This window comes from Nocardia altamirensis NBRC 108246, from assembly GCF_001612685.1.
Lineage (GTDB): Bacteria > Actinomycetota > Actinomycetes > Mycobacteriales > Mycobacteriaceae > Nocardia > Nocardia altamirensis.
Window position 1 is genome coordinate 29,831 of record NZ_BDAY01000042.1, and the last position, 26,887, is coordinate 56,717.

Sequence of the window (26,887 nt, forward strand, 5' to 3'; positions counted from 1 at the left end):
CGTGGCCGACCCCTTCGCCTCCGGCCGGATGTACCGCACCGGCGACATCGTGCGCTGGCTGCCGGACGGCACGCTCGACTACCTGGCGCGCGCCGATTTCCAGGTGCAGATCGGCGGCTTCCGGATCGAGCTCGGCGAGGTGGAGACCGCGCTGCTGCGGCACGAGGGCGTGCGGTCCGCCGTCGCGGTGGCCGTTGCGGACGAACAGTCCGGCGCCCGCCTCGTCGCCTATGTCGCGATGCCGCGGCGAACGGCGAACGAGCACACCGAATGTGCCGCAGCGCTGCGCACGGCCCTAGCGACCGAGCTACCTGCCTACATGGTGCCCGCCGCGGTGGTCGTGCTGGAGTCGCTGCCGCTCAACGCCCATGGCAAGGTCGATCGTGCGCGCTTGCCTGACCCGGTGTTCGCCGCCGCTGCCTTTGTCGCTCCGGTGACTGAGCTGGAGAAGTTGGTCGCGTCCGCCTTTGCCGAGGTGATCGACACTGCGGCACCAGGGTTGGACAGTGCGCCAGGTCTGGCGGACGACTTCTTCGCGCTCGGCGGCAATTCCTTGCTGGCTACCCGGATGGCCGCCCGGTTGAGTGCGTCGCTCGGCACGCACGTGCCGGTCTCCGCGGTGTTCGCGGCGCCGACGGTCGGTGCACTCGCCGAGCACCTCGCGGCCATGGATCGCGCCGAGGCTCGTCCCGCGCTGTTGCGCCGGACCGAAACCACCCCGGCGGCGTTGTCGCCTGCGCAGCAACGGATGTGGGTGGTGAACCGGCTGGCACCGGATTCCGCGGCGTACAACATCCCCGTGGCATTGCGCCTCACGGGTGCGCTGGACATCGCCGCATTGACGGCGGCGCTCACGGATATCCTCGACCGGCACGAAACACTGCGCACCCGGTACCCGGACACGGCCGACGGTCCAGTCCAAGAGGTCCTACCGGCGACCGCGCTGCCCCTCGCACTTGCCCCGGTGGCCGTCACACAGGCCGAGATTGCCGGGCGCATCGGCGAATTCGTGTCCACCGGATTCGATATCACGACGGCACCACCAGTACGGGCCCGCCTCTTCGCGGTGGACACGGCCGAGCACGTCCTCGTGGTAGTGCTGCACCACATCAGCGCCGACGGCTACTCGGTGGGTCCGATGACGCGTGATCTGATGCGTGCCTACGTCGCTCGCTCGGCCGGCCATACGCCCGACTGGCTGCCGCTCGAAATCCAGTACTCGGATTACAGTGCCTGGCAACACGAGCTACTCGGATCGACGGATGACCCGACCAGCCTGGCCGCCCGCCAGCTCGACTATTGGCGGCGGGAACTGGCAGGCAGCCCCGATCTGCTCGCGCTCCCGACCGACCGCCGACGTACCGCACGCGGCTATAGGCCTTGCGATGCAGTCGAATTCGACGTCGATGCCGAGCTCACCGCGCGGCTTGCCGACCTCGCCCGCGAGCACGGCACCACGCTGTTCACGGTCGTGCACAGCGCGTTCGCTGTGCTGCTCGCCAAGCTCACCGCCACGACCGACATCGCCATCGGCGCACCGGTCGCTGGGCGCGGTGCGCGCGAGCTCGACGACCTGATCGGGATGTTCGTCAACACCGTGGTGCTACGCACCGAGGTCGACCCGCGGGCAGGCTTCCTCGACCTGCTCCGACAGGCGCGTGCGCGGGACATGGCCGCGCTCACGCACGCGGACGTGCCGTTCGAGCAGGTAGTCGATGCCATCGGCCGCCAGCGATCCGGTGCCGCCTCGCCGTTGTTTCAGGTGCTGCTCACCTTCCAGAACCTGCCGAGTAGCACCGTCGCGCTGCCAGGACTCGACGTCGAGGCACTCGACTTGGCACTCGACGAGGCGAAGTTCGATCTCCAGCTGACGGCCGTCGAGCGCTTCGGCCGCGACAGCGTGCGCACCGGACTCGACCTCGTATTCGGCTATGCCGCCGACATTTTCGAGGCGGCGACGGTGCGGGCGTTCGCCGAACGCCTGCTTCGGGTGCTGACCGTGGTGGCCGCGGATCCGGAGATCCCGATCCGCGCGATCGACATCCGCATCGCCGCCGAACGCGCGCCGCGCTACGGCACCCCCGCGGATCTCCCGGCCCTCATCTCGACGGTCGCACGCGTGAGACCGGACGCTGTCGCGTTCACGCACGGTGCGCGCACGGTCTCCTACGGCGAGCTCGACGCCAAGCTCGCCACGGTCGGCAAGGCCATGGGTGCGGTGGCTAAACCGGAAGCCCTGCTGAATGTTTCGCTCGCCGGGCTGGTGCCCGGCATCCTCGCCGCGCTCGGCGGTGGCGGTCTCGCGGCGCTGCTGCTGACCCTGCTCGCCGAAACGCGTGCGGTGCTCGCCGACCTGGCGTCGGCAGTCGATTCGGAAGGAAACAGCTGATGTCGCAGACAGATTCGGCCACCGCCAACGGGCTCGGCAGCCAGGCGCCCCGCAGCGCGCAGCATGCGGCGTTGCGCCGCGCCTACGGCGTCGAAGACCTGCCCGTCCTGATCGAGACGGTCGCCGCGCTGCACCCTGAGCGGATTGCGCTGCGGCATGACGGTTTGAGCATCACCTACACCGCGCTCGCCGCTGAATTGGCAGTGCTCGCCGAGGTGATGGGCGGCGTCACCGAGGCCCTGGTTCCCGTCGTGGTGTCGGATCGGCTACCCGGGCTGCTCGAGTCGGCCGACGGCGCGTTCGGCGCGGTGCTGACGGAACTGCTCGACGATGCGCTGGCTGCGGCGGGGTCCGTGTTGTCGGCCGATCTCGCTCCGGTCGAAACGCTGGTCACCGAGTTCGAGCGGCAGGTGCGGCACACACCGGACGCGGTGGCCATGGAATACGCGGGCGCCACCCTCACCTATGCCGAATTCGATGGCAGGGCAAATGCGCTTGCCCGCCAATTGATCTCGCAGGGCGTCGGCCCGGATGTCATGGTCGGCCTCGCGGTTCGCCGCTCGTTCGACCTGATGATCGGCATGTACGCGATCCTGAAGGCGGGCGGCGCGTATGTGCCGATCGATCCCGATCACCCCGCCGAGCGCATCGCCTATGTCCTCGAGGTTGCCCGGCCTGTCCTGGTGCTGACCACGACGGGTGACCGAACACGACTCGCCGACGAGGTGGCCACGCTCGTCATCGACGAATTCGAGGACACCGCCATCGAATCGCCGACGACGGACGAATCGTTGCCGCGGGTGTCCGCGGACAACACCGCCTACGTGATCTTCACCTCGGGATCCACCGGCCGTCCCAAGGGCGTCGCGGTCTCGCACCGATCGATCCTGGCCAACCTGCGCTGGCGGCAGCGCAGGTATCGGCTGCGCGCGGACGATGTCGTCCTGCAGAAGACGCCGTTCACCTTCGACGTCTCGGTGTGGGAGTTCTTCTGGCCGTGGCAAGTAGGCGCTCGGCTGGTCATCGCGGCGCCGGACGGTCATCGATCACCCGGCTATCTGACCGAGGTGATCGCCGAGAGCCGGGTCACCGTAGCCCATTTCGTGCCGTCGATGCTCGCGGTATTCGCCGCGGAGCCGAGGGCGCGGGCCGCGGTGGATTCACTGCGCCTGGTCTTCGCGTCGGGCGAGGCGTTACCCGCCGCGACGGCCGCGGCCTTCCGCGATATCAGCGGCGCGACGCTGCACAACCTGTACGGCCCGACCGAGGCTGCGGTCGACGTGACCGCACACGAGGTGACCGCCGACGATGTCACCGGCGTGCCGATCGGCGCTCCTGCCGACGACACCGAACTGCTTGTCCTCGACGACAATCTGCGTCAGGTCCCCGCCGGTGTGGTCGGTGAGCTGTACCTCGCCGGCGTGCAACTGGCCCGCGGATATGTGGCGCGCCCAGGCTTGACCGCCGATCGGTTCGTGGCCAACCCGGACGGGCCAGCGGGCGAACGGATGTACCGGACCGGCGACCTCGTGCGCTGGGTGCGCCGGACGGACGGCGCACCGGACGAGCTGGAATACCTGGGGCGCACCGACTTCCAAGTGAAGCTGCACGGTCTGCGCATCGAGCTGGGCGAGGTCGAGGCGGCCCTGCTGCGTCACGGTGCCGTGTCGCAGGCCGCCGTCGTGCTGCACCGGCGGCCGAGCGGTGATCATCTGGTCGGCTATGTCGTCGGCACCGCGGCGATCGATGTCGCGACGGTGCTGACCGCGGTGCGGCGGGAACTGCCGGAGTACATGGTGCCTTCGGTACTCACGGTGCTCGACGAGATGCCGTTGAACGCCAACGGCAAGCTGGACCGGCGCGGGCTGCCCGAGCCCGAGTTCGGGGTCGGCGCTGCGGAATACCGCGCCCCGGAGACGGACGCCGAGCTGGCCGTCGCCGCCGTCTACGCCGCATTGCTCGGGCTCGACCGGGTCGGCGCCGACGACGACTTCTTTGCGCTCGGCGGAAATTCACTGCTCGCCACCCGCGCGATCGCCCGCATCTCGGTGGCGCTCGGCGGCACCGTCGACGTCCGCGACTTCTTCGACCGGCCAACGGTCGCGGCGGTCGCTGCCACCGCGCGGCCTGGCATCGATCGCCCGCCGCTGGTTGCCGAGGTGCGGCCGAACCGAATTCCGCTGTCGCCTGCGCAGCGGCGCATGTGGTTCCTGAACCGGTTCGGCACGGACACCGAGGGCGCCCGCGCCTTCGATACCGCAGCCGTCGACAACATTCCGGTGGCACTGCGGGTGCGCGGTGAACTCGATGTGCCTGCGTTGTCCGCGGCGATCACCGATCTGGTTGCCCGCCACGAAGTCCTGCGTACCGTCTACCCGCACACGGTGGCAGGCCCCACACAGCTGATTCGCCGGGTGCATGCCGTCATCGACCTCGCGCCGACCGAGGTGCCCGAGCAGCGGCTCACCGCCGCCGTGCTGGCGATCGCCACACAGGGATTCGATGTCGCGGAGGAGATCCCGGTTCGCGTGCGCCTGTTGCGTTGCGGGCCACAGGATCACACCCTGGTGCTCGTCGTGCATCACATCGCCGCCGACGGCGCCTCGCTCGGCACGCTGGTGCGGGATCTCGGCATCGCCTACGCCGCAAGGAGGGCCGGTCAGCTGCCCGGCTGGGCTCCGCAGCCGGTGCAGTACGCGGACTATGCGCTCTGGCAGCAACGGCTGCTCGGCGACGAGGCCGATCCGGCCGCGGCCGCCGGTCGTCAGCTCGAATTCTGGCGCGCCGAATTGGCCGACCTCCCTGCCCAATTGGACCTGCCTGCCGATCGGGGGCGGCCGACGACGTCCTCCTATCGAGGTGCCACGCACGAGTTCACCATCGATGAGGCATTGCGGACCGCGATAGACCGGGTCGCCGCTCGGTGTCAGGCAACGCCTTTCATGGTGCTGCACGCGGCACTGGCCGCGCTGCTGGCCCGACTATCGGGCACTACCGATATCGCGGTGGGCGCACCGGTGGCAGGGCGCGGCGACGCGGCGTTGGACGACGTTGTCGGCATGTTCGTCAACACCCTGGTGCTGCGCACCGACGTCAGCGGCGCCGCCACCTTCGCCGAATTGGTCGCCCATGCCCGCGATCGGGACCTGCGTGCGTTCGCCAATTCCGACATCCCGTTCGAACGCCTCGTCGAGGTGCTGAACCCGGCGCGGTCGCGGGCCAGGCATCCGTTGTTCCAGGTGGCGTTGTTCATGCAGAACCTCGCGCCCACCGCGCCCGCGTTGCCCGGTCTCACCACCGCCCTCGTCGACTTCGACCCCGGCTTCGCGAAATTCGATCTGCAACTGACCGTGTCGGACGCGGGCCTGGGGTATCGCGCCGAATTCACCTATGCCACCGACCTGTTCGACGCGCCGACGGTGCGCGAGTTCGCCGCGAAGTTCCTCCGGCTGTTGCACGCGGCGGTGGCCGAGCCACGCACCCCGGTCGGCGACCTGGCTCTGCTCGATGCGGGCGAGTTCGACTACGTGACCGCGAGCTGGAATGCCAGCGGACACAAGGTGGCCGATCGCTTCCTGCACGAGGGATTCGACACCCAGGTCAGGAAGACACCCAACGCCGTTGCCCTGGCGACGGATACGGCGCGACTGACCTATGCCGAGCTGTCCGATCAGGCCAATCGGATGGCCAGGATGCTCATCGAATCCGGCGTCGGCCCGGAATCGCTGGTCGTGCTGGCGATGCCGCGGTCGATCGAGCTGGTCGTCGCCATGTATGCGGTGGTCAGGGCCGGTGGCGCCTACGTTCCGGTAGATCCGACCCACCCGGCCGAGCGCATCGGGCACATTCTGGACACCGCCCGGCCGTGCTGCGTGCTCACCACGCGGGACGCCGGTTTCGCGCTGCCTGCTGCCGTCCCGGTGTTCCTGCTCGATGAACTCGACCTGTCCGGATACTCGGCGGCCAAGATCGCCGATCGGGAGCGCAGCGTGCCGCTGCATCCGGAGCACCCGGCCTACGTGATATTCACCTCCGGCTCGACCGGCACGCCGAAGGGCGTTGCGGTCAGCCACCGCGCCATCGCCAATCAACTGGCGTGGATGCAGGCCGAATATCGCCCGCGCACCGGCGATATCTACCTGCAGAAGACTGCCGACACCTTCGACGTGTCCCTGTGGGGCTACTTCCTGCCGCTGCGGTCGGGCGCCACGCTGCTGCTCGCCGCGCCGGACGGCCATCGCGACCCGCGCTACCTCGCGGAAACCATTGCCCGCCACGGTGTCACGCTGACCGACTTCGTGCCGACACTGCTCTCGGTCTTCGCCGGGCGCGCCGTACCGGGCGAACTCGATTCGCTCCGTGACGTTTTCGTCATCGGCGAGGCGTTGCCGCCGGAAACCGTTGCCGCGTTCCGGTCGGTGAGCGATGCCGGGGTGCACAACCTGTACGGCCCCACCGAGGCGGCGGTCTCGGTCACCTACCGGGAAGTGCTCGACCAGGACGAGCGAGTGGTGCCGATCGGCGAGCCGGAGTGGAACTGCCAGGTCTATGTGCTGGATGCGAGGTTGCGGCCGGTCGCGATCGGCGTGCCAGGCGAGCTGTACCTGGCCGGTGATCAGCTCGCCCGCGGCTACTACGGCCGGGTCGACCTCACTGCGGAGCGCTTCGTCGCCAACCCGTTCGGGCGGAGCGGTCGCCGCATGTACCGCACCGGCGACCTGGTGCGCTGGAGCCAGGACGGCGAGCTGGTTTACCTGGGCCGGACGGACTTTCAGGTGAAGCTGCGTGGCCAGCGCATCGAGCTCGCCGAGATCGAGACGGCGTTGCTGGCGGCGCCGGAGGTGAGCCAGGCGGCCGTTCGACTCGTCACGGGAACTACCGGTGAATATCTGGCGGGGTATGTGATCGGCATACCGGGCGCGGAACTCGACCTCGATGCCGTCAAAGCATCCGCAGCCCAGCGACTTCCGTCCTACATGGTGCCTGCCGTGCTGATCGAGCTGACCGAGTTCCCGCTCGGCAGCACCGGAAAGCTGGACCGTGCCGCGCTGCCTGTTCCGGTCTTGGCGGCCGGGCGTTTTCGCGCACCGGTCGATGCGGCGCAGCGGCTCGTCGCCGCAGTGTTCGCCGAGGTGCTCCGGGTCGACCGGGTCGGCCTCGACGACGATTTCTTCGCACTCGGCGGCAGCTCACTGGACGCCACTCAGGTGACGGCCAGAGCAGGCGAAGCCATCGGTGCGCGAATCCCGCTGCGCGCCTTGTTCGATGCCCCTACCGTGGCCGCCTTCGCCGCCACCGTCGACGCGTTGAGCACCGCGGGCGAAGCACGTCCGGCATTGACGCGATGGCAGCGACCGGATCGGATACCGCTGTCACCCGCACAGCAACGACTGTGGTTTCTCAATCGTCTGGAGACCGAGGACGGCACGGCAAGCGTCTACAACCTGCCGTTGGTGCTCCGATTGACCGGACGCCTCGACGTCGCCGCGCTGGAGCGCGCGGTGCTGGATGTAGTGACCAGGCACGAGTCGCTGCGCACCACGTATCCCGCGGCCGAAACGGGTCCGTACCAATCGATCCTGGACAGTGCGGACATCGGTCTCACGCTCCCACCGGTTGCCGTCGAGCGGGCCGCAGTCGGTGCGGCTGTCGCGGCGATCACCAGTGGCGGGTTCGATGTGGCAGGCGAACTGCCCTTCCGCGTTGCGCTACTGCTGGTCGACCGGGTGGACGATGCGCGCGGCGTCGCAGGCGACGAATACGTGCTCGTGTTCGCCGTCCACCACATCGCCGCCGACGCGTTGTCGATGCCGCCGCTGATCCGCGATCTGATCCGCGCCTACCTCGCCAGGTTGATCGGCCAGGAACCGGACTGGGCCGAATTGCCGGTGCAGTACGCCGATTACAGCCTGTGGCACCGCGCATTCCTCGGCACGGAGGACAGTCCCGGCGATCCGGCCCACCAACAACTGCGGTTCTGGCGCGATGTGCTCGACGGCGCACCGGCGCAGTGCTCGTTGCCGACCGACCGGCCGCGTCCGGCCACTCCGTCGAATCGCGGTGCCGCCGTGGATTTCGCGATCGAGCCTGCGACGGTCGCCGGGCTGCGTGCCATCGCGCAACGCGGCGGCGCGACCCTGTTCATGGTGCTGCACGCCGCATTCGCGGCCACGCTGGCCCGGCTGGGCGGCGGCACCGATATCGTCATCGGCGCGCCGATCGGCGGCCGCGGTGCACGCGAACTCGACGCCATGGTCGGCATGTTCGTGAACACACTGGTGTTGCGGACGGAGGTCGCCGCGGACGCCACGTTCACCGAGCTGGTCGGTCAGGTCCGCAACACTGATCTGGCGGCATTCGCCAACGCCGACCTCCCGTTCGAGCGACTGGTCGACGCGGTGCCGGTCGACCGAAATGCCGGTGCCCATCCCTTGTTCCAGGTGATGCTCAGCTTCGGCGAAGCCCAACCTGCCGCCGGTGCAGGCGCGTTCGAGGTGCCGTGGCTCGCGATCGCACCGATGGAGATCGCGGACACCACCGCGAAATTCGATCTGCACCTGGTGGTGAACGAGCGCGCGGAGAGCGCGGGGCTGGCGAGCAGCCTGCGCTTCGCGGTCGACCTGTTCGACATGGCGACGATCGAATCGTTCGTCGACCGCTTCGTCCGGGTACTGACCGCGGTGGCGTCCGATCCTGCTGTGCGGGTGGGCGATATCGAGCTGCTCACCGACGCGGAACGTGAGCTGATGCTGCGCCGGTGGAACGACACCGACTGGCTGTCGGCGGAAAACCACACACTGGCAGCACTGTTCACGGCACAGGTAGCCCGAACCCCGGAGGCGGTAGCGCTCACGTTCGATGGCACGAGTCTGTCCTACGCCGCGTTCGCCGGGCAGGTGCACCGGTTGGCGCGGTGGCTCATCGCTCATGACGTCGGTCCGGATTCGCTTGTCGCGCTCGGCATGCGCCGATCCCTCGACCTGGTTATCGGCATGTACGCGGTGACCGTCGCGGGCGGTGGTTATGTGCCGCTCGACCCGGACCATCCTGCCGCGCGCACCGCACACGTTCTCGATACTGCCGCGCCGGTGTGTGTGCTCACGTCGGGCGACGACCTGAATACCGCCGTGCCGCAGGTGCGTATCGATCGGCTCGACCTGTCCGGATACTCGAACGCTCCGCTGACCGACACCGATCGTCGTGGGCCGCTGCGGCCGGCGAACGTCGCGTACGTGCTCTTCACCTCCGGCTCCACCGGACGGCCGAAGGGGGTGGCGGTGAGCCACGCGAGCATCGTGAACCGACTGCGCTGGATGCAGTCGGCGTATGTGGCGCTCGGCCCCGGCGATGTGCTGCTGCAGAAGACGCCGGCCACCTTCGATGTGTCGGTGCCGGAGTTCTTCTGGCCGTTGCAGGTCGGCGCCCGGCTGGTGCTCGCCAGGCCGGACGGCCATCAGGACCCGGCCTACTTGGCCGAGTTGATCCGCACCGAACGCATCACCGCAGCGCATTTCGTGCCTGCCATGCTGGCGGCGTTCGTCGCCGACGAGGTCGAAGCGCCCACGCTGCGTGAGGTGTTCTGTTCCGGTGAGGCATTGCCCGCCGCGACCGCGCAGCGGATGCGGGAGCTGACCGGTGCACGGGTGCACAACGGCTACGGCCCGACCGAGGCGGCGGTCGAGGTGTTGTTCCACGAGGTCTCCGACGCTGACACCAGGACCGTCCCGATCGGGGCGCCGACCTGGAACACCCGGGTCTATGTGCTCGACGCGAGGCTGCATCCCGTACCGGTATCGGTGCCGGGGGAGTTGTATTTGGCGGGTGCGCAACTCGCGCGAGGTTATTGGGGGCGGCCGGATCTGACCGGCGATCGGTTCGTGGCCGACCCGTTCGGCCCGGCAGGCGGACGGATGTACCGCACCGGCGATCTCGTGGCCTGGAACGCCGACGGCGAGCTGGAGTTCTTGGGTCGCAACGACTTCCAGGTGAAGATCCGTGGCCTGCGGATCGAGCTCGGCGAGATCGAGGCGGCGCTGCTTGCCGTGCCAGGTGTCGCGGGCGCTGTCGTGCTGGTTCGGGACGATCACGGCACCGGTGATCAGCTGGTGGCCTACCTGGTGGCGCACCGCACGGTCGAGATCGACTCGGTGCGTGCCGACTTGGCCGCGCGCCTGCCGGGATACCTGGTGCCGCAGCGCTTTGTGGTGCTCGACCGGCTTCCGGTCAATGCCTCAGGAAAGCTGGACCGAGCTGCCCTGCCCGCACCGGTTGCCGCACCTCTGGTGTTCCAGGCACCGACCGGACCGATGGAAACGCTTGTCGCCGAGGTATTCCGCGCACTGCTCGGCACTGCCGATGTCGGGGCGGACGACGACTTCTTCGCCCTCGGCGGAAATTCGCTGATCGCCACCCAGCTCGTCGCTCGGCTCGGCAGGGCGACCGGCACCGAGGTGCCGGTGCGGGCGGTCTTCGACGCGTCCACCGTGCGCGAGTTGGCGCGGCGGCTCGCCACGTCTTCGGCGGCCGATGCCGAACCCGCTGTGCTGCCACCTTTCAGCGTGCGAGAGCGCCCCGAGTCGGTGCCGCTCTCCATCGCACAGCAGCGCATGTGGTTCCTCAACCGGTTCGACACGGCAGGCGGCGGCTACAACATCCCCTTCGCGCTGCGGCTCACCGGTGCGTTGAATGTGCAGGCCCTCGATGCGGCCATCGCCGATGTGATCGCGCGGCACGAGACCCTGCGGACCATCTATCCGGAACACGACGGCGCGGCAACACAAGTGGTGCTTCCCGCCGGAACGAGACTGGTAGAGCCGGTGGCCCGATCGGTGCACGCGGCGGAACTGCCCGAGCTCATCGCGAACGCCGCACTCGGTGGCTTCGATGTCACGACCGAGGTACCGCTGCGCGTCCGGCTGCTGCGCCTCGACGAGGGTGAATCAGCCACCGTGCACGGCGACCACGTCGCACATCAGGTGCACATTCTGCTCTTCGTCGTGCACCACATCGCCGCCGACGGCTGGTCTTTCGCGCCGTTGACGCGTGATCTGGCGACCGCGTACGTCGCGCGCTGCGCGGATGCCGCCCCGGCGTGGCGCCCGCTGCCGGTCCAGTACGCCGACTTCGCGGTCTGGCAGCGCGACGCGCTCGGCACCGCCACCGATCCCGGTTCAGTGCTGTCCCGTCAGCTGCGGTACTGGATGGATCGGCTCGCAGGAATCCCCGAGGTGTTGACGTTGCCGTCGGATCGGCCGCGGCCCGCGATCGCGACGCAGCACGGTGGCGCCGTCACCGGACGACTGGATCGCCGGCTGCACCAAGCGATCCAAGATTTGGCCGCGACGCACCGGGTGACACCGTTCATGGTGCTGCATGCCGCGCTGGCGGTGGTGCTGAGCCGCTACGCCGCGACCACCGACATCGTCATCGGCGCCCCGGTGGCAGGCCGAGGCGACGAGCAGCTGGACGAGCTCGTCGGCATGTTCGTCAACACCGTGGTGCTGCGCACGGAGATTCGGCCGTCCGCCACCGTGGCCGAGGTGCTGTCCACCGTCCGCGCTGCCGATCTCGCGGCGTTCGAGCATGCGGCGGTGCCGTTCGAGCAACTCGTCGAGACACTGAATCCAGTTCGCTCACAGGCACACTCGCCGATCTATCAGGTCGCGCTGACCCTGCAGAACCAATCCGCGCCCGACTTCACACTGCACCGGCTGGCCATCGCCGCGCTCGAGGTCGGCGCGGCTCCGATCCAGCTCGACCTGGATTGGACACTGACCGACCGTTACGACATCGATGGTGCACCCGCCGGTGTCGACGTGCACCTGCACTATGCGCGCGATTTGTTCGACGAGCAGACCGCCGCGGGGTTCCTCGCCGGGTTCGAGCGCGTCTTGCGGGCAATGGTGCGCGACACCCGAACGCTCGTCGGCACTATCGAGTTGATGTCGCGGGCCGAGCGCGGCATGTTGCTGTCTGAACGCAACGCCACCGCTCACGCGCTGCCGCCGGAAACGCTGGATGACCTGCTCACCGCCAGGGTCGACGCAAGCCATGATGTGGTCGGCGTGCATTACGAGGACGCGGCGATCACCTATGGTGACCTCGCCGCACGCGTCAATCGACTTGCCCGATGGCTGATTTCGGTGGGTGTCGGTCCCGAGTCGATCGTCGGCCTCACCGCGCACCGGTCGATCGACATGCTGGTGGCGATGTTCGCGATCGTCCGAGCAGGCGGTGCGTATGTGCCGATAGATCCTGCGCACCCGGCCGATCGGATCACGCAGGTCGTGGCCGACGCCGCGCCGGTGCTCGTGCTGACCGCGGGCGGCGCGGCGCTGCCTGAGCTCGCCGGAGTCCGCATCGTCGAGGTCGCGGAGCTCGCACTCTACGAGATTCCCGACGGACCGGTGACCGACGCAGAGCGCACTGCGTCACTGCGCCAGGACAATACGGCCTATTTGCTGTTCACCTCCGGGTCCACCGGCCGCCCGAAAGGGGTGGCCGTCACCCACCGCGCCATCATGAATCAGCTGCGCTGGTTGGAATTCCGCTACGAGGTGACTGCCGCCGACCGGATCCTGCAACGCGCACCCCTGACCTTCGACGTGTCGGTGTGGGAGTGCTTTCTGCCGATTGCGGTCGGCGCGCCCTTGGTGATCGCCCGCCCCGGTGGGCATCTGGATCTGGCCTACCTCGCGGGACTGCTGCGCAAGCATCGCATCACCATCGCCGAATATGTGCCATCGGTGCTCGCCGCGCTGATCGGTGAAGGCATGGGGGACGCGCTGCGGTCCTTCCGGCACCTGCATTGCGGCGGTGAAGCGCTCACCCCGGATCTGCTTGCGGCGATCCGCGGCTGCGTCGGCGGTGTGGTGCACAACGCGTACGGGCCGACGGAGGCGGCGATTTCCGCCGTCTATCACGAGTTCACCGACGCCGACCTGGATTCCGGGCGGGAGGTGGCGATCGGGCGTCCCTGCTGGAATACCCGTGCTTACGTGCTCGATGCGCGGTTGCGGCCGACGCCGATCGGTGTCACCGGCGAGCTGTATCTGGCGGGCGATCAGCTGGCCCGCGGCTACCACGGCCGTTCCGGGCTGACCGCGCAGCGGTTCGTCGCCGACCCGTTCGGCGTGCCAGGCCGATTGATGTACCGGACCGGCGATCTGGTGCGCTGGAATCGAGACGGTGATCTGGTCTATCTGGGCCGCAACGACTTCCAGGTGAAGCTGCGTGGTCAACGGATCGAGCTCGGCGAGATCGAAGCGGCGCTGGCCGGGGTCACCGGCGTGACGAATGCCGCCGTCTTGCTCGCGCGCGATACCGCAGGGCAGGAATGCCTCGTCGGCTATGTCACCGGCGCGGTGACGGATTCCGGCGCAGTGCTGGCCGAGGTGCGGGATCTCTTGCCCGCGTACATGGTTCCCGCACACCTCAGCATCCTCGACGAGATGCCGCTGACCACGGTCGGCAAGCTGGATCGTGTCGCGCTGCCTGCCGTCGAATTCCTCAGTGCGACGGTAACATTCCGGACACCGCGGGAGGGGGCAGAGTCGGTGCTCGCCGCGTTGATCACCGACCTGATCGGTCATGACACCCGGATCGGCGCCGAGGACGACTTCTTCGCACGTGGCGGCAACTCGTTGCTCGCCATGCGACTCGTCGCCAGGGCCAATGCGGCGTTCGATTGCGCACTGTCGGTGCGCGCCGTCTTCGAGGCGCCGACCGTGGCCGAACTGGCGAAGTTGGTCGCCGCGCCCCGGACCACTACGGAGCACCGGCCCGCGTTGGTGTCCATGGCACGTCCGGATCGGATTCCGCTGTCGCTGGCCCAAACTCGGATGTGGCTGCTCAACCGCCTCGAGCCGGACTCGGCCGCCTATCACATCCCGATCACCATCAGGCTTGCCGGCGCGCTCGACGTGGCGGCATTGCAGGCGGCGCTCGCAGACGTGATCGATCGGCACGAATCGCTGCGCACGGTGTTCCCCGCAGACTCCGACGGGCCTAGGCAGCTAGTGGTGGCCGGGTCCGAGGTCGATGCTCTGGACCTGAACCCAGTCGATGTGACCGAGCACGACCTCCCTGCGTCCGTGCTTGCGGTCACCGCAGCCTGCTTCGATCTGCGCAGCCGGATTCCGTTGCGGGCTGGTCTGTTCCGTGTGGCCCCGGACGACTATGTGCTGGTCGTCGTGGTGCACCACATTGCCGCCGATGGCGTTTCCACCGCCCCGCTCGCCCGCGACCTCATGGTGGCTTACACCGCGCGCACCGCAGGCACTGCGCCGCAATGGCAGCCGCTGCCGGTGCAATACGCCGATTTCACGCTGTGGCAGCACGAGGTCCTCGGCGGCGCCGACGACCCGGAATCGGTGCTTGCCGGTCAGATCGCGCACTGGCGCGCCGAACTCGCCGGACTCGCACCGGTGCTCGAGCTGCCTGCCGACCGTCCGCGCCCGCCCGTCGCGTCCGGGCGCGGCGCCACCGTCGACTTCGCGATCTCCGCCGAGTTGACCCGTGCGATCGTCGGTGTGGCACGCAAGCACGGCGTTTCGACGTTCATGGTGGTCCACGCCGCCTACGCCACGCTGCTGGCCCGGCTGGCCGGCGTGGACGACGTGGCCGTCGGCACCCCGATCGCGGGCCGGTCCGACGCGGCGCTGGACGATCTGGTCGGCATGTTCGTGAACACCCTCGTGTTGCGGACCCGGGTAGCCCCCGGCATGTCCTTCGCCGAGCTCCTCGGCCGCGTCCGCGACGCCGATGTCCGTGCCTTCGCGCACGCCGACCTGCCCTTCGAGCGGCTCGTGGAAGCACTGAATCCGGTCCGCTCACCGGCGCATGCCCCGATCGTGCAGGCGCTGCTCACCTTCGAGCACGGCGACGACACCGTGCTGTGCCTGCCGGGGCTCGAGGTCTCGCCGTATCCGATCGACAACCAGATCGCCCAATTCGATCTCGCGATGGAGCTCGCCGAGTACGAGACCGGGACCGGTCTGGCACTGCGCGCGGTATTGCGTTATGCGACCGACCTTTTCGAGCGAGGGACGGCCGAGTCGTTCGCCACACGATTCGTGCAGGTGCTGGAGACCGTGGTGGCGGACCCTGCTGCCTTGCTCGGCGATATCGAACTGCTGAGCGCCGCGGAACGCACACTCGTGCTCGAGCAGTGGAATGCAACCGCTCATCCGGTCGACCCCGACCACACCCTGGTCTCGCTGTTCGAGGCGCAGGTGGCCGCCGCACCCGACGCGCAGGCGATCACGTTCGAGAGCGCCACCCTGTCGTACGCGGAATTCGCGGCGCGGGCGCGTCGCCTGGCCCGGTGGCTGGTAAACCAGGGCGTCGGGCCGGATTCCGTTGTCGCACTGGGTATGCGACGCTCGATCGAGCTGGTGACCGGCATCTACGCAGTCACGATGGCAGGTGGCGCGTATGTACCGCTCGATCCGGACCATCCCGCCGAGCGCATCGAACACGTGCTGGAGACGGCCAAGCCGGTCTGTGTGCTCACCGCGGGCGCAGACCTGGATTCCGTTGCGGCCAGGCAGATTCGCATCGATCGGCTCGACCTGACCGGCTACGCGGCCACGCCGTTGACGGCGGTGGACCGGATCGGCGTGCTGACCCCGGCGCACATGGCGTACGTCATCTTCACGTCCGGCTCGACCGGTCGTCCGAAGGGCGTCGCGGTCACGCATGCCGCGATCGTGAACCGGCTGCTGTGGATGCAGCAGACCTATCGGCTGGCCGCCGATGATGTGGTGCTGCAGAAGACGCCTGCCACCTTCGATGTGTCGGTGTGGGAGTTGTTCTGGCCGCTGCAGGTCGGCGCTCGTTTGGTGGTCGCCAGGCCGGACGGCCATCGAGACCCCGCCTACCTTGCCGGGCTGATCACCGAAGAACGGGTCACCGCAGTCCATTTCGTGCCCGCGATGCTCGCGCTGTTCATCGCGGAGCCCATGGCAGCGCAGTGCGGCATGCTGCGCACGGTATTTACCTCGGGCGAGGTGTTGCCCGCGCCGACTGCGCAGCGGGCACGCGAGGTGCTGCGAGCTCGGCTGCACAACCTGTACGGGCCGACTGAGGCAGCCGTCGACGTGACTTCGCACGAGGTCACCGACGCCGACCTGGGCGCCGTGCCGATCGGGAAGCCGGTATTCAATACTCGACTGCTGGTGTTGGATTCGCGTATGCACCCGGTCGCCGCCGGAGTGCCCGGCGAGCTGTATCTGGCAGGCGCGCAGCTGGCGCAGGGGTACCTCGGCAGGCCGGAGCTCACCGCGGATCGGTTCGTCGCGAACCCGTTCGGTGCGCAGGGCGAGCGGATGTACCGCACGGGCGATCTCGTCGCCTGGCGAACCGACGGCGAGCTGGAGTACCTGGGCCGCACCGACTTCCAGGTCAAACTGCGCGGGCTGCGGGTCGAGCTCGGCGAGATCGAGGCCGCCCTCACGGCCCTCCCGTCGATCGCCCAAACCGTGGTCGTGCTCCGTTCCCACGAATTGCTCGGTAACCAGCTGGTGGCGTATCTGGTTGCTGCCGAGGGACATTCGGCAGACGCCGACAGCATGCGCGCCGCACTGAGTACGACATTGCCCGGCTACCTGGTGCCGTCGGCCTTCGTCGCACTGGACGAGTTGCCGCTCAACGCCTCCGGAAAGCTCGATCGTCGCGCATTGCCCGCCCCGGTCTTCAGCCCGACGGTCTACCGCGCGCCGAGCACCGACATCGAGCGGATGGTGGCGACCATCATCGGCGAGCTGCTCGGCGTCGCGCGTATCGGCGCGGACGACGATTTCTTCGCGCTCGGCGGCAATTCGCTGATCGCGACCCAGGTCGCGGCCAGGCTCGGCGCCGCGTTCGACGCGGAGATCCCGGTGCGGATGCTGTTCGAGGCACCGACCATCGCCGGGTTGGCGCGGCGGGCCGCGCGGCACATCGGGACCGGAGACCGGCCGCCGCTCATCGCGGGGGCTCGTACCGAGCGGGTGCCGTTGTCGCCCGCACAGCAGCGCATGTGGTTCCTGAATCGCTTCGACCCGGCCGAGACGGTGCACAACATCGCCGTCGTGGTCCGGCTCACCGGCTACCTCGATCCGATGACGTTGACCGCTGCCGTCGCCGACGTCGTCGGCAGGCACGAGACCCTGCGCACGGTCTACCCGGACGTCGACGGCACCGGCTGCCAGCACATCCGCGACCGCGACCACGTTCCCGCACTGCAGCGCCTGGAATCCGCTGCGGCACTGACGGACTTCATCGCAACGCCGTTCGATGTCACCAGTGCGGTGCCGCTGCGCGTCGGCCTGGTCTGCAGGTCGGACCGGGAGCATCTGCTCGCCCTCGTCGTGCATCACATTGCCGCCGACGGCTTCTCGATGGGTCCGCTCGCCCGCGACATCGCCGCCGCCTATGCGGCTCGGGCCACCAGGACGGCACCGGTCTGGGCGGAACTTCCCGTGCAGTATGCCGACTACACGCTGTGGCATCGAGCGGTGCTCGGTGCCGAGGACGATCCGAAGTCGGTGGCCGCCCGCCAGCTGCGCTACTGGCGGAAAACGCTGCGCGCCTTGCCGGTCCAGCTCGAGTTGCCCACTGACCGGCCGCGCCCCGCGATCGCAACCCACGGCGCGGCCAGCACCACGGTCGCCCTGGATCCTGCCCTCAGAGCGGGCATCGCCGACGTCGCCGCTCGCTACGACGCGACCCCCTTCATGGTGGTGCATGCGGCGCTCGCGACCCTGCTTGCCCGGCTGTCCGGCACCGAAGACATCGTCATCGGCGCACCGATCGCGGGCCGCGGCGATGCCGCGCTGGATGATCTGGTCGGCATGTTCGTCAACACCCTGGTGCTGCGTGCCGAGGTGCCCGGCGCCGATCCGTTCGCCGCGATCCTTCGCCGTGTGCGCGAGGGCGATCTCGACGCCTTCGCCCATGCGGAGGTGCCGTTCGAGCGCCTGGTCGAGGCCCTCGATCCGCCGCGGTCCGAGGCGAGGCATCCGCTCTTCCAGGTCGCGCTGTTCTTCCAGAATCTCGCCGACGTCGCGCTGGATATGGCCGGGGTCGCGGTCGCCGAATACGAGCTGGACTACCAGACGACCCGATTCGATCTTCAGCTGACGGTCACCGACGGCATCCTCCGATTCACCTACGCCACAGACCTTTTCAACGAGGACACGGTCGCGAACTTCGGGTCCCGTTTTCTGCGCCTGCTCGCCGCTGTCGTCGACGATCCCGAGCAGGTGGTCGGCGACATCGACCTGTTCGACACCGGTGAACTGCACCGGGTGGTGACCGAGTGGAACAACTCCGCGCACACCGCCTACGTCGCCGAACTGCTCCTCGACGAATTCGAGGCGCAAGCCGCAGCGACACCGGATGATCCGGCGCTGATCACCGTCGCGGACAACACCACGAACGCGACAACGATGACCTACGGCGAGCTGGACCGGCGAAGCAACCAGCTGGCTCGGCACCTGATCACGGCAGGCATCGGTCCGGAATCGCTGGTGGCACTGTCGATTCGGCGCTCGGCTGAGCTCGTCGTCGCCATGTACGCGGTGTTGAAGGCGGGCGGCGCCTATGTGCCGGTCGATCCGGACCATCCGGTTCAGCGGATCGCGCACATCCTCCAGAGTGCGGACCCCGCCGCACTGTTGACCACCGTTGCCGACCAGACCGACATCGGCTACACCGGACCGATCGTTCGGGTGGACGACCTGGTGCTGGACCACCTCGCCGACGACCCGATCGCGGGGCGCGAGCGGATCTCGCCGCTGCGTCCGCAGCACCCGGCGTACGTGATCTTCACCTCCGGCTCCACCGGAAAACCCAAGGGCGTCAGCGTCTCGCACGCGGCGATCGTCAACCAGATGACCTGGATGCAGTCCGAGTACCGGCTGACCGCCGAGGACGTCTACCTGCAGAAGACGGCCACCACGTTCGACGTGTCGCTGTGGGGCTACTTCCTGCCGCTGCGCATCGGGGCCGCCCTGGTGCTCGCCGCGCCGGATGGTCATCGCGATCCGGGCTATCTGGCCGAGGTGATCGACGAATACCGGGTCACGGTCACCGATTTCGTGCCCACCGTGCTCGGCGCGTTCCTCGGGCACCTCGAAACCGCAACGGCGCGTGCCGCGCTCGCGTCGCTGCGTACCGTCTTCGTGATCGGCGAGGCCCTCCCCGCCGAGACGGTGCGGGCTTTCGGCGCGGTCAGCGAGGCACGGCTGCACAACCTGTACGGCCCGACCGAGGCGGCGGTGAGCATCACGCACCGCGACGTCACCGGGCTGGCCGGTCGCGCGGTGCTGCCGATCGGCAACCCGGAGTGGAACAGCCGGGTGTACGTGCTCGATGCGCGGCTGCGTCCGACGCTGCCCGGTGTCGCTGGGGAGCTGTACCTGGCCGGTATCCAGCTGGCCCGCGGCTATCACGGGAGGCCGGATCTGACTGCGGATCGGTTCGTGGCCGACCCGTTCGGTGCGCCGGGCGCACGCATGTACCGCACCGGCGACCTGGTGCGCTGGGAGACCAGCGACGCCACCGCCGAACTGGTGTACTTGGGCCGCACCGACTTCCAGGTGAAGGTCCGCGGGCAGCGCATCGAGCTAGGCGAGATCGAGGCGGCGCTTGCGGCTGTTCCCGGCGTGATCTCGGCCGCCGCTCGCGTGGCCAGCACGGCTACTGGTGATCAGTTGGTCGGCTACGTGACCACCAACACCGGTGTGGCCGAGGGTGATGCATTGCGGGCGGTTGCCGAGACACTGCCGTCCTACATGGTCCCGGCCACGATCGTGGTGCTGGACGCTTTGCCGCTCAATGCTTCCGGAAAGCTGGACCGGAAGGCCTTGCCGGAACCTGTCTTCGGTCGCGTCGCCTATCGCGCCCCACGCACCCCCGCCGAGCGCCTGGTGGCCGAGGCATTCGAGACGGTGCTCGCGACCGCACCGATCGGCGCGGACGACAACTTCTTCGACCTCGGCGGCAATTCGCTGATCGCCACCCGCGTGCTCGCCCGGCTCGGTGCCAGGCTCGGCCGACGTGTCCCGGTCCGGCTGGTCTTCGAGGCGCCGACGGTGGCCGCGCTGGCGACTCGAATCGCTACCGATGCTGCCGCAGTGGCGGATTCGGTGCCGCTGATCGCGGGCCCGCGCCCCGCGATCGTGCCGCTGGCTCCGGTGCAGCGCGGCATGTGGTTCCTCAACCGGCTCGACGCGGGCTCGGTCACCCACCACATTCCTGTCGCGGTGCGCATGGCAGGGCGGATGGATGTCGCGGCGATGCACGCCGCGTTCGCCGATGTGGTTGCCCGCCACGAGGTGTTGCGGACGATCTACCCTGCCGACGCCGCCGGCGACGGCTACCAAGTGATCCTGCCTGCCGTCCCGACTCCGGTGCCGCTGGCAGTCGAGGAGCTCGCCGGGCGACCGCTTACCGCACGGATTGCCGAATTCCTCGCCGCCGGTTTCGATGTCACCGCCGAGGTCCCGGTCCGCGCAGTGCTGTTGGGTGTGGGCGAGACCGAATACGTGCTGGTCGTGGTGCTGCATCACATCGCAGCGGACGGCTACTCGATGCGCCCCTTGCTGCGAGACCTGCTCGCCGCCTACCGATCCCATCTCCTGGACACACCGCCGAATTGGCCGGAACTCACCGCGCAGTATGCCGATTACGCGCTCTGGCAGACGACGGCACTGGAATCGACCGCACAGGAAGAGCTCTCGTACTGGGCCGAGGTGCTGCGTGACTTGCCGGACGAGCTGGCGCTACCGGCCGACCGCCCGCGACCTGCAGTCGCCACCGCACGCGGCGCGAGTGTCCGTGCGCGGATCGGCGGCGATGTCGCCGCCCGGCTGACCGAGCTGGCGTCGCGGCATCGGGTGACGCCGTTCATGGTGGTCCATGCCGCGCTGACTGTGCTCCTTGCTCGGTTGTCCGGGTCCGATGACATCGCGATCGGCACACCGGTGGCCGGGCGCGGTGCCGCGGCCCTCGACGACATGGTCGGCATGTTCATCAACACCCTGGTGCTGCGCACCCGGCCCGACCCGGATCGATCGTTCGCCGACCTGCTGGCCCAGACCAGGGACGTCGACTTGGCGGCCTTCGCCAATGCGACCGTGCCCTTCGAGCGGGTGGTCGACGAACTCGGCATCGAACGCTCCTCGGCGCGCCACCCCCTCTTCACCGTGGCGCTGAGCTATCTGAACACCGATGGTGATCTGGTCATCGATGGCTCGGTGCCCGGCCTGACGCTCTCCGCAGTCGAATTCGACGAGCGTGTCGCCCGCTTCGATCTGCAGTTCACCGTGGCCGCGACACCGGACGCGGACGGCCACCTTGCCATCGAGGTGGACTATGCCACGGACCTTTTCGACGAAGCCACCGCGGCAACGCTGCTTCGCCGGTTCGGCCGAATCCTCGGCACCGTGACCGCCGCGCCGGAACTGCCGATCGGGGCGGTGGACCTCCTCGCACCGGCCGAGCGGACCGCACTCCTCGATGGCCGCGGCGCGGATCCGGTCGAGCCGTGCACCCTCGCGGCGTTGGCGACTGCCGCAGTGGCGATGAATCCTGAGGCCATCGCGCTGATTTCGGCGGAAGCCACGGTGACCTACCGTGCGCTCGACGACCGGTCGTCCCGGCTGGCCAGGATGCTCATCGGGCATGGCATCGGCGCCGAGGACGTGGTCGCCATCGCCATCGCGCGCTCGATCGAATCCGTGCTCGCGGTGTGGGCGGTCGCCAAGACCGGTGCCGCGTTCGTCCCGGTCGACCCGACGTACCCGGCGGAGCGCATCAGGCACATGCTGTCGGATTCCGGTGCAGTCCTCGGTCTTACGACCACCGAATGGCACCGGGCTATGCCGGACAGCGCCGAATGGCTGGTGCTCGACGCCGCCGCGACCGCGACCAGAATGCGGCATACCAGCGCGGCGCCGATCGCCGTGAACGAACTGATTCGGCCGGTGCGCGTGCACAACCCGGCGTGGATGATCTACACCTCGGGTTCGACCGGCATTCCGAAGGGCGTGCTCGCGACGCACGCCGGACTGGCCGGAGTCGCACGGGCCCAACATGATCGATACGAGATCACCGCTGCCGCCCGCATCCTGCACGTGGCCTCGCCGAGCTTCGACGCCGCGATGCTGGAACTACTGCTCGCGCTGTCGGCGGGTGCGGCGCTGGTGATCGCACCGGCCGACGTGTACGGCGGCGCCGCGCTGACCGCCCTGCTGCGCGAGCATCGGGTGACACACGCCTTCCTCACCCCGGCGGTGCTGCGGACGGTCGACCCGACCGGCCTCGACGAGCTGTGTCAGTTGACCGTCGGCGGCGAGTCCTACGGCCCGGATCTGGTGCGGCGCTGGGGCACCGGCCGCAGCTTCTACAACACGTACGGGCCGACCGAGACCACCATCATCACCACGATCAGCACGCGCACCCGTCCGGGCGATCCGCTCGATATGGGCACGCCGATCCACGGGATGTCGGCGGTGCTCCTCGACCGCCGGTTGCAGCCGGTGCCGATCGGCGTCACCGGCGAGCTCTATCTGCGCGGTCCAGGGCTGGCCCGTGGCTATCACGCGCGGCCCGGTCTTTCGGCGCAGCGGTTCGTCGCCGACCCGTACGGCCCCGCGGGCGGACGGCTCTATCGCACCGGTGATCTGGTGCGCTTGACCTCGGCCTGCGCCATCCAGTATGTCGGGCGCGCCGATCAGCAGGTGAAGGTGCGTGGACTGCGCATCGAACTCGGCGAGATCGATGCCGTTCTCACGAGCCATGATTCGGTCGCGATGGCGGTCACCGTCGGTCACCCGGACGCGACAGGGACGACTTCGCTGGCTTCCTATGTGGTTGCCGCGCCGGGCCACGCGGTCGACGGCGAAGCACTGCGGACCTTCGCCGCCCGCTCGCTGGCGGCTTACATGGTGCCTGCCGCCGTCATGGTGCTCGACGCGCTGCCACTGACCCCGGTCGGCAAGCTCGATCGGAAGGCGCTGCCGGAGCCCGTCTTCCGGACGGCCGACTTCCGCGCGCCACACACCGCCGCCGAGCAGGCGGTCGCCGAGGTCATCGCCGATGTGCTCGGCCTCGACACTCCGATCGGGGCCGCCGACGACTTCTTCGCGCTCGGCGGAAACTCGCTGACCGCAACCCAACTCGCCGCCCGGCTCGGCGCCAGGCTGGCGGTCGGCGTCGGCGTGCGCGTGGTGTTCGAGCATCCGACCGTCGCCGCACTGGCGGCCGCCGTGTCCGCTTCCGGTGCGGCACGGTCGGTTCCGCTACCGACCAGAAGTGCCGACGCAGGCCCGGTGCCGCTGTCGCTGGCACAGCAGCGCATGTGGTTCCTGAACCGGCTCGACCGTCAGTCGACGGCATACAACATCCCACTCGCCGTGCGCCTGACCGGTGACCTCGACGTCACCGCACTCAACGCGGCGATCGCGGACGTGGTCGATCGGCACGAGGTACTGCGCACGATCTACCCGCAACACGATGCGGGACCGGTGCAGATCGTGCTCCCGATCGAGACGGCGGGCACGCCGGTGCTCACGCCGATCGCGGTACCCGCCGACGACCTGGCCGCGGCGGTCGCGGACTTCGTCGGGGCCGGATTCGATGTCACCGACACGGTTCCGGTGCGGGCGCGGCTGCTCGTTCCGATCGCCGCCGACGCGGACGTGCGGTCCCGCGACCACGTGCTGGTGGTCGTCGTGCACCACATCGCCGCCGACGGGTCGTCGCTGGCGCCGTTGGCCCGCGACGTGATGACGGCCTACGCCGCCCGCAGGCAGGGGCACGCCCCGGGATGGACGCCGCTCGCGGTCCAGTACGCCGACTACAGCCGCTGGCAGCGCGACCTGCTCGGCGCCGAGGACGACCCGGATTCGCTGGTCTCGCGCCAACTCCGTTTCTGGACCGACACTTTGGCCGGGCTGCCCGCCCAGTTGGCCGTGCCCACCGACCGCCCGCGCCCTGCCATCGCCGCCACCAGCGGTGGGCACGTCGATTTCGCCGTCGACGCCGGGACACACGCCGCATTGGTCGCGCTGGGCCGGACCTCGGGCGCCACGCTGTTCATGGTGCTGCACGCCGCCTTCGCGGTGCTGCTCGCCCGGCTCTCCGGCAGCACCGATATCGCCGTCGGGACCCCGGTCGCCGGTCGCGGCGCCGCCGAACTCGACGACGTGGTCGGCATGTTCGTGAACACCCTGGTGCTGCGGGCCAGGGTCGACGCCGCCGACGGCTTCCGCGCGCTGCTCGACCAGGTCCGCGCCGCGGACGTCGCCGCGTTCGCCAACGCCGACGTCCCGTTCGAGCGCCTGGTCGAGGTGCTCAATCCGGAGCGGTCGACCGCGCGGCATCCGCTGTTCCAGGTGGGCTTCTCGTTCCACAATCAAGCGGCGGCCGACTTCGCGCTGCCGGGATTGTCGGCCACCGCAGTGGATTTCGACACCGAGGTCGCCCAATTCGATCTGCACCTGGTGGTCACCGACCGCTACGACATGGACGGCACGCCCGCCGGAATGGCCGCGTCGATCACCTACGCGACAGCGTTGTTCGACGAAGCCACCGTCGCCGGATTCGGCGGCAGGCTGCATCGGTTGCTCGGCGCGATCTGTGCCGCGCCGGGTGTTCCGATCGGCGATCTCCCGGTGCTCGACCCGGCGGAAGCCGAGCGCATGCTCGTCACCTGGAACCGCTCCGACCGCGAATTCGCGTCGGAAACTTTGATTTCGGCGTTCGAGACACAGGTCGCGCGCACGCCGGACGCGACGCTGATCGTCGACGGCGAAACGGCGGTCACCTACGGCGCCTTCGCGGCTCGCGTGCACCGGCTGGCCCGCGTGCTCATCGGCCGCGGTGTTGGCCCGGAATCGATTGTCGCGCTGGCCATCCCGCGCAGCACCGAGCTGCTCGTCGCCATGTACGCGGTGGTCGCGGCGGGCGGCGCGTACCTGCCGCTCGAACCGGCGCATCCGCTCGAACGCACGACGCGCGTTTTGGCCGCCGCGCGCCCGGAACTGGTGCTGACCTCGGCGGCGCATCCGATGTTGCCCGGCTCGGTCGCGAACAAGGCCGTGCTGCTCGACGTCTCGGCGGTCGACGACGCCATCGACGCGAGCCAGGTGCGTGACGACGAGCGGACCACGCCGCTGACCCCGGCGAACGCCGCCTACGTCCTGTTCACCTCCGGCTCCACCGGCACCCCGAAGGGCGTGGCCGTCCCGCACGCCGCCGTCGCGCATCAGCTGGCCTGGATGCAGTCGGAGTACACCCTCGGCGCCGACGATGCCGTCCTGCTCCAGACGTCGGCGGCCTTCGACCTGTCGGTGTGGGAATTCTGGTGGGCGCCACGGACCGGAGCCAGGATCGTGCTGGCGCCCGACGGTGCGCACCGTGATCCGGCGCAGCTGCTCGACCTGATCCGGCACACCAGGGTCACCACCGTCACACTGGTGCCCTCGCTGCTCGCGATGCTGGCCGAGGTGCCCGCGGCTCGGCTTCCACAATCGCTGCGCAGGCTGCTCGTGATCGGTGAGCCGCTGCCCGCCGCCATCGTCGGCCGGGTGCGCGGGCGCACCGCCGCCCGGATCGACAACCTGTACGGCCCCACCGAGGCGGCGGTGTCGGTGACTCGCCATCGGACCGGGCGGATGACCAGGCACGCGGTCGTGCCCATCGGCACACCCGAATCCGGCAGCCAGGTCTACGTGCTCGACGATCGGCTGCATCCGGTCCCCGCCGGGGTGACCGGCGAGCTGTACCTCGGCGGCGCCCAGCTGGCCCGCGGGTATCACGGCAGGCCTGCGTCGACCGCCGAACGGTTCGTGGCGAATCCGTTCGGCGCGGGCGGCACCCGCATGTACCGCACCGGCGATCTGGTGCGCTGGGGCGCCGATGGACAGCTGGAATACGTCGAGCGGCGCGACTTCCAGGTGAAGGTGCGCGGCTATCGGATCGAGCTCGCCGAGATCGAGCACGCGCTGCGGTCGTGCCCCTCGGTGTCCGAGGCGGTCGTCGTCGCGCACCGCGCCGGCGACGAGAACACCATCCTTGCGGGGTATTTCACCGCCACCGCGGCCGTCGATACGGACAAAGTGCGCGGTGCGGTGGCGGATCTGCTGCCCAGCTACATGGTGCCCGCGGTGCTGCGGCAGCTGGAGACGCTGCCGCGCAACGCGAACGGCAAGGTCGATCGGGCGGCATTGCCGAAGCCGGAGCCGAGGGCCGGTGAATTCCACGCTCCGGCGACGGAACTGGAGCGGACGGTCTGCGCGACCTTCGCCGAGGCGCTCGGCGTCGAGCGGATCGGCCTCGGCGACAACTTCTTCGCACACGGCGGCAACTCACTGCGTGCCACTCGGCTCGCCACCCGGCTGACCGCCGCTCTCGGCGTGCAGATTCCGGTGGTCTGGCTGTTTTCCTCGCCCACACCGCGGGATCTGGTCGCGCAACTCGCCCAATTCCGGTCCGGTCAGGGGCGAGTCG

2 protein-coding genes (both cut by a window edge) are annotated in these 26,887 nt (G+C 69.1%); both read left to right on the forward strand.

What is annotated here, in order from left to right; genetic code table 11:
- On the forward strand, window positions 1–2,389 hold the 3' portion of the coding sequence (locus NA11_RS46705) for a non-ribosomal peptide synthetase (RefSeq protein WP_245746058.1). The gene continues 650 nt to the left of window position 1, outside the view; the window shows 2,389 of its 3,039 coding nt (coding positions 651–3,039); the start codon falls outside the window, past its left edge; it ends in the stop codon at window positions 2,387–2,389.
- Window positions 2,389–26,887: the 5' portion of a non-ribosomal peptide synthetase gene (locus tag NA11_RS22385; RefSeq protein WP_069163921.1), read on the forward strand. It continues 809 nt past the right edge of the window; 24,499 of the gene's 25,308 nt are visible here — the first part of the coding sequence; it begins with the start codon at window positions 2,389–2,391; the stop codon falls past the right edge of the window. Before NA11_RS46705 ends, NA11_RS22385 begins: the two co-directional genes overlap by 1 nt.